Annotated in this window: 5 protein-coding genes and 1 pseudogene; 3 read left to right on the forward strand and 3 right to left on the reverse strand. The window is 40.4% G+C overall.

Annotated elements, in window-relative coordinates; all coding sequences use genetic code 11:
* Positions 1 to 181: 181 nt before the first annotated feature.
* Positions 182 to 751 (reverse strand): hypothetical protein, encoded by a 570-nt coding sequence (locus tag AC4GME_RS12435; protein ID WP_490378477.1) that lies wholly within the window; start codon positions 749 to 751, stop codon positions 182 to 184.
* Positions 752 to 1,454: 703 nt separating this feature from the next.
* Here AC4GME_RS12435 and AC4GME_RS12440 point away from each other — a divergent pair.
* A pseudogene (locus tag AC4GME_RS12440) lies at positions 1,455 to 2,163 on the forward strand (IS6 family transposase).
* Between the two features lie 64 nt (positions 2,164 to 2,227).
* Here the strand turns inward: AC4GME_RS12440 and AC4GME_RS12445 are convergent.
* Together AC4GME_RS12445 and AC4GME_RS12450 are read right to left on the reverse strand one after the other, a co-directional pair.
* The gene (locus AC4GME_RS12445; RefSeq protein WP_490379478.1) at positions 2,228 to 2,419 is read right to left on the reverse strand and encodes a hypothetical protein; all 192 of its coding nucleotides are present in this window, start codon (positions 2,417 to 2,419) and stop codon (positions 2,228 to 2,230) included.
* Between the two features lie 47 nt (positions 2,420 to 2,466).
* Entirely contained in the window at positions 2,467 to 3,570 is a 1,104-nt protein-coding gene (locus tag AC4GME_RS12450) for an ABC transporter ATP-binding protein (RefSeq protein WP_490379479.1), read from the reverse strand.
* Between the two features lie 936 nt (positions 3,571 to 4,506).
* Between AC4GME_RS12450 and AC4GME_RS12455 the strand changes: the two genes are divergently transcribed.
* Together AC4GME_RS12455 and AC4GME_RS12460 are read left to right on the forward strand one after the other, a co-directional pair.
* Entirely contained in the window at positions 4,507 to 4,917 is a 411-nt protein-coding gene (locus tag AC4GME_RS12455; RefSeq protein WP_490379480.1) for a hypothetical protein, read from the forward strand.
* A gap of 79 nt (positions 4,918 to 4,996) precedes the next feature.
* On the forward strand, positions 4,997 to 6,091 hold the full coding sequence (locus AC4GME_RS12460; protein ID WP_490379481.1) for an MBL fold metallo-hydrolase: 1,095 nt from the start codon (positions 4,997 to 4,999) through the stop codon (positions 6,089 to 6,091).
* The last annotated feature ends 612 nt before the right edge of the window (positions 6,092 to 6,703 follow it).

A 6,703-nucleotide genomic window follows, 5' to 3' on the forward strand; every position in this document is an offset into this window, starting at 1 on the left:
AACCTATTGGTTCGCCCCTAGATTTGTAGACAACTCATATTATATCGGGGGCGAAAGCGAGTTAACTTTCTAAGGCGCACAAAGCGCCTTAGCTTTACGACTTTTTCTTTAATGTAATGATTTAAAGAATAGAAGGTATGAGTGTCCTGCCTTTTCTGGTGGGAAAGACGCCATCACCTCTCTAAGCTGCTGTCGCAGACACAGAGCCCTGTGATTCTTCGTTGCTATTTTCGTTCTTAGTTTCGTACTCAGTTTCGTACTCAGTTTCATTCTCAGTTTCGTACATATCTTCTTGAGAATCAACTAGCTGCTTAATTAACTCAGGAAGTTCATTGCGGTAAAAGGCGGCGTTATGGCCACTCGCGGCGGCAGGTAATGAACGTACAAATAAGCTAACTTGTTCTTGTACAAGATCGAAGTTAATACTATCGGGACCACCGGTCGGCATAGCGCTGATAACGTTCTTAAGCAACCGTTCACAATGTTCTATGCTTTTAATTGTAACTGGTTGAAAAACAAAGAAGTTATTAGCAATGCGATAGACCGACTCCTGTCCTCTTATCGTTAATATTTCTTGTTCGACTAGTCGTTTCACATCTGCCTTAAAATTATCTTTTATTGTAGCGACACGTAAAACAATGGCTTTCTTATTTTCCTCTATGACCTTTCTTTTCTGCGCTTCTACATAAAAATAGGCAACGACAAGTATAACTAAAACGGGTATTACAAAATATGCAATAACTTCTAACATTTAATACATCCAATATTTAGCATCGTCCAGTCAGCAGACTAATAAATTCACTTAACCAGACCAAAGAATTTTAATACCAACTAAGTTTTAACAAACTCAGCCAGCAATTTACCACAAAAAATAGATCTTCAACTTTTTGTACATTTATCTATCTATAGATCAACAAATTCAACATTTTCGGTAATGCACTCGGCATTAATGCAAAATCAATGCCCTTGCAATACAGCTCTTGTTTGAATGGATATTACTATCAAAACTAGAGTAGTTTGCAAATTTATAATTAATGATCAACCTTAGATAAGGTTGAGGATTATGATCTATTTTCCAGATCGTTCAAGTTTTTTTTAAAGATCCTTAAACGTTCGGCATTGAAGTACAGCGCTCGGTGTTATCCCTGTAATTGTTTTTTCTGGTTGGTACATTGAGAACGTTCTCAATGTAAAAAAATAGAGTTTGGGCTGGGTTCTAAATCCAAAAGCTCTTCCGAAATAAATCTCAAACAGAAAGATGTTGTTAGTGATGAAGAGATCAGCCTTCTTGCTTCCGAGCTTTCCAGACACACCCGTACGCAATGAGCGAAGGATTGAACAGATCGGCAAACACATAACCATGGCTGTCACCGCGGACACTCAATCGCAGAGTGTTGTGGCTGAGGGGGCTGTCAACTTAACGATAACATCACCAATTATGCGATAATCTGATGATGAATAATTCTAATATGTATGCAGGTTATCGTTATCCTGCTCAGGTCATTAGCCATGCTGTTTGGCTTTATCATCGATTCACCCTCAGTTTCCTAGATATCGAGGAACTATTTGCCCCTAGAGGTATCATCGGAAGTTATGAAACTATTCGCCAGTGGTGCAAAAAGTATGGGCCAAGCTATTGTAAGCAGGTAAAAAAGAACCGAGGGCAACTTGGCGATACCTGGTATTTGGATGAGGTTTTTATCAAAATTAACGGTGTTTTGCATTATCTTTGGCGAGCAGTCGATCAAGATGGTGATGAAATTGATATTTTGGTTCAGAAACGTAAGGATAAACAAGCAGCGATGCTTTTTTTCAAAAAGCTATTAAAAGGGCAGGAAGGGATGCCATTTGAGCTTGTCAGCGATAGACTTCGGAGTTATTCAGCAGCCAAAAAAGAGCTAATACCAAGTGTTGAACACTCTACAATGCAATATGAAAATATATAGATGTGAGCTATCCCATCAACCCACTCGGCAACAAGAGAAGCAGATGCGTAAATTCAAATCATACGGGAAAGCTCAAAGGTTCCTTAGTTGCCATGGCGTCGTGAATAATCTGTTTAGGCCTGGTCACCACTTACTCCAAGCGAAACACTACCGCGCTTTCCGTGAACGCTCATTTTCTGAATGGGCTAGGGTTAATTGTGTCCAAAATTTAGATTAAGGTTAATTTTATTGACTTTAATCGGCCCTAGCAGATAAGTTGACAATACCCACTGAACTGTTGTTCAGTTCGCTATAGGGTAATATTTGATGACAGCTAAGCTGCCACGATATGTTAATATCCGTTGATTTCCATCTACTATCTGCCCATGAATATATCTCCTCGACAGTTGATGCACTTCACCATCAGGAGACAGCAACGCAAAACGTGTATTGGTGCCACCAATATCGGCAATTAGGCGCTCAGGTCGAGACAATGCTTGACCCAATTCTTGGTTATCTGTTAATTGAAGCATCGCAGACGTCAGTAAATACGCTGTTGTGTATCTGCATCAAAAAATACCACTTTTGACATATCCAACAGAAGTGGCATCAATTCATCTACCTTACATTGGGTGGTTGGGCGAACACGGCAAACTGTTTTTACATCATTGATTCGCACTGTAATCAGCGTGTCTGGCCCTGTCGGTTCAATAATTTCTACGGCACAACTCAGCATGGCGCTATCAGCTTTTTCTTCACCTTGCTGAGTGATTTGTTCAGGTCGAATACCAAGAACAACGGTTTTGCCAGCGTAGCTCTCTAGTCCTGCGATAGTTTGTTTAATCGGCAATTGATGTTGCACACCACCACTTTCCAGACTTGTCTGCATAGAACCATCCATTTTCTCAATCTGACAAGGGATGAAGTTCATTGAGGGGCTGCCCATGAAACCGGCGATAAACTGATTGCATGGATTGTCATAGATCTCTTGTGGTGACCCAACTTGTTGTATTTCACCATCTTTCATCACAGCGATGACATCACCCAGTGTCATGGCTTCAATCTGGTCATGGGTGACGTAAACGATGGTCGTCCCCACACGCCGGTGCAATCTCTTGATTTCACCGCGCATCTCGACACGTAACTTGGCATCCAGATTTGATAGGGGTTCGTCAAATAAGAAGATCGAAGGGTCGCGAGCTAAGGCTCGGCCCATGGCCACGCGCTGGCGTTGCCCGCCTGATAGTTGCTTTGGTTTGCGATCCAGCAAGGGTTCGATTTGCAGTAACTTTGACACTTTATCGACAATCGCTTTCTGCACAGATTTTTCTGTCTTGCGAATTACTAATCCGAATGAAATATTCTGGCGAACCGTCATATTAGGGTAGAGCGCATAGGATTGAAATACCATCGCAATATCACGATCTTTCGGAGCCAAATGTGTGACATCCCGATCTCCAATGAAAATGCTGCCATTACTCACTGGTGCTAAACCTGCGATCATATTTAGCAGGGTCGATTTACCACAGCCTGATGGTCCAACTAAAATTAAAAACTGACCCGGTTTTACTTCTAAATCAATTCCCTTGAGCACCGTCACTTTGCCATAGGTTTTTCCAACATTCTGTATTTTTAAAGCTTGCATAATAGTGCTCCTTACCCCTTAACAGCGCCTGCTGTGAGTCCCTTAACGAAATACTTACCGGCTACCACATACACGAGCAAGGTTGGTAGTGCAGCAATAATCGCAGCATTCACTAATTCAATGGGAATGCAGATGTAATAGCAATTATTTTTGTAAGCAAATGATTTAATTTACTTTGTGAAATAACTGCTGTAGAAATCCATTTTTCAAAAAAGAGTCCGTTAATTAATATAATATAGACGATCAACAGGAAGTTTGGAGTTCCAGTCATGAATAAAAAATAAATGAGGGGCATCAGCTTTAGGCCCGACCTGAATTCGTCAACTTAACCGAAAGGTTGTGTTGGAGAAAAGAGAAATAGGACTTATATGGTCACTCCTCGTGATTCCCGCATTCAGTCATCCGTCATGTTTTAGCGGGAATATCTGCACTTATCCTGTTTTTAGAAAAGATAGGACAACCACTTTTCTTTTTTAATCAATTCAGTGCATTACAACTTAAAGCCAATTAAGTTAGGTGAAAATGTTTGACTGTATCAGAAACTCAATCGTGATTTTTAGGCATAAAAAAGCCGTAACATAATGAAATGTTACGGCTTTTTTATAGGTGGTGTGGGGGGATGTCAAGTTTACACTGTAAATTATTGATTTTTGAAGCGTATCGTTTTTGTTTTTTGATTGGTACTAGCTGCGGTACTAGTTTAAAGAAAAGTCATAATAAAAATAAAAGCTTTTTTTACTGTTTAGATAATAGTTTGGGCGTTTAGAAACATCACCTGTTTTTTACTTACCCAATCCCCTTGATTTTTAATAAGTCGCATGTGCCAACTAACTGTTTTTAACGCTTGATATGGTCTAAATTTTATCAAGCAAGCAAATTTTGAATGTTCATTAGTAATAATGAAATCTAATATACAGTTAGAGTTGGAGAAAAAACATGAAGCCTTGTCGAGAATGTCAGCATGAGATATCTGAACAAGCCATGGCTTGTCCGCAATGTGGAGCACCGTTCCCCGCGAAAGAGAAGTGGGATGGATGGGGGGTTGAGTACAAATCCAAGGCAACGTTTTATGGCCTTCCCTGGCTGCATATTTCCTTCAAGTACAGAGCAGGTGGTCGACCTGTTCCTGCAAAGGGAATCATCGCCATTGGCCAGTTTGCCTGCGGCATCTTCACCATTTCGCAGTTTGGAATTGGTGTTGTGAGCATCAGTCAATTTACGATTGCAGGCTATGCTTTAGCACAGATTGCCATAGCATACTCCCTCATCGCACAAATAGGACTCTATATTGATGAAGGATATGGACAGATTGTAAAGAGCTTAGGTGAATTGTTGGAAATGCTCTAATAAAGGCATAAATGCCGACTTGGGTGCACGGCGCGTGCCCCCACGGGTTATTGCAAACGTTAGCCATGGGAAGAGAACAATGAAAAATTTCCAATCAGATCGAAAGCTCGCATTTACCAGCAAAGCAGGTGTTATTTTCGTTATTATGCTTATTATCGGCTGTTCACCCTCTACTTCGGAAATATGGGTAGAGGGAAAACCCAAACATCATACACAGAATGGCTTTCGTAACTATCCTGTTATTCCAGATCCTCCTCCCGTAGGTGCTGCATTTTATTTTAGGCGTGTTACGGACTCTTTTTTTCTACCTGATGTTGCTGACGACCACTATCTACCTGAAAAAGACTCAATTCGTGAGTTTCAACAATTGAATGGGCAAGATTCAATTACGTGGCTTGGGCACGCCACTTTTCTAATAAGAATTAATGGAAAGACCGTTTTGACAGATCCATTTCTTACTGAATATGCAAGCCCATTATGGATTTTTGGATCCAGAAGGTATGTTCAACCTGGCATCAGTTTGGATAACTTACCTCCTATCGACATGGTAGTTGTTTCCCATAATCATTTTGATCACCTTGATGCAGAAACCATTGAATCTTTGCAAGGAAAAGAAAATATCTATGTTTTTGTTCCGCCAGGGTTAAAACCTTTTTTTAAAGATAGGGGGTATACCAATATCGAGGAGCTTGATTGGAATGAGAGTTTTTCATATGAAGGTATTGAATTAAAGGCATTACCGGCAGTTCATTATTCAGGGAGAGAATTGAATGATAAGAATAAAACATTGTGGTGCTCCTGGTCTATCTCATCACAATTCGAAAAAGTCTATTTTTCTGGTGATACATCCTATTCACCAACAATCTTCAAAACCATCGGTAAAGAAAATGGACCTTATGATTTGGCAATTGTATCTATAGGAGCTTATAAAACTAGGAAATATGGGCCCGCATCTCATCTCACGCCGGAAGATGCAGTAAAAGTAGTGATAGAAACAAAGAGCAGTGTTGCTGTCGCAATGCATTGGGGAACAATTGAAATATCTGATGAGTCGCCTTGGGAGCCACCTGTTCGTTTCAACAAAGCAGCGAATGATAATGGTATATCTTCCGAGCAAACCTGGGTAATGAAAATTGGAGAAACTCGTCTTCTACCAAGTAAGAAGAGAAAATGAATTCGGCATGTGTAACAAGGCACTGTTGCCGGACAAATTTGCCGCAAAGTACGGCGTTAATACAGTCTCTTCCAAAATTGATTTCTAAGTCGGTTGGGGGCGGAAGCGCCTTAGTGCAATTGTTCAAGCAGCGCATGTCTGCCCAATAGTATGGATTACAGAGCTGACACTCGTGATGGTTATATTCTGTAAATCGCATAATTAAGGGATACTCCCTAGGATTCATCTGAATCATGTTCCTCCTGTGTTTCACCCTGCAGGATATAGGCGGGAATTTTTCCAGTAAATAGACAAAAAAATCGGTATCAACTACTCTCATATATATCGTTCAGGGGAAACGATATGTTGCTGGGAGCGTATGGTACTCGCTATTAATGTCAATGAAGGGATAGATAACTAATACCAAAGGAACTAAAAAGGTGATCAGTCTTACTTGTTAAAATCAACCCTAACTGCGTTATGAGTTTTGAAGTGAGAACAACTATCTCCTGCAACTCATGCCTTGTTAGTGCCAATTTTTCCTGCGCAATACTTGATCACTTTATTAATTCCTTTGGTATTAATCGTTTACAGGCACTGCTTAACGATAAACTGATCGACCAGTTTTTATAG

It is taken from the genome of Psychromonas sp. (assembly GCF_983033635.1).

What these genes read in the sequence shown, in the direction of transcription:
- AC4GME_RS12435 (WP_490378477.1), bottom strand. Translation starts at nt 751, where the DNA reads ATGTTAGAAGTTATTGCATATTTTGTAATACCCGTTTTAGTTATACTT.
- AC4GME_RS12450 (WP_490379479.1), bottom strand. Translation starts at nt 3,570, where the DNA reads ATGCAAGCTTTAAAAATACAGAATGTTGGAAAAACCTATGGCAAAGTG.
- AC4GME_RS12455 (WP_490379480.1), top strand. Translation starts at nt 4,507, where the DNA reads ATGAAGCCTTGTCGAGAATGTCAGCATGAGATATCTGAACAAGCCATG.
- AC4GME_RS12460 (WP_490379481.1), top strand. Translation starts at nt 4,997, where the DNA reads ATGAAAAATTTCCAATCAGATCGAAAGCTCGCATTTACCAGCAAAGCA.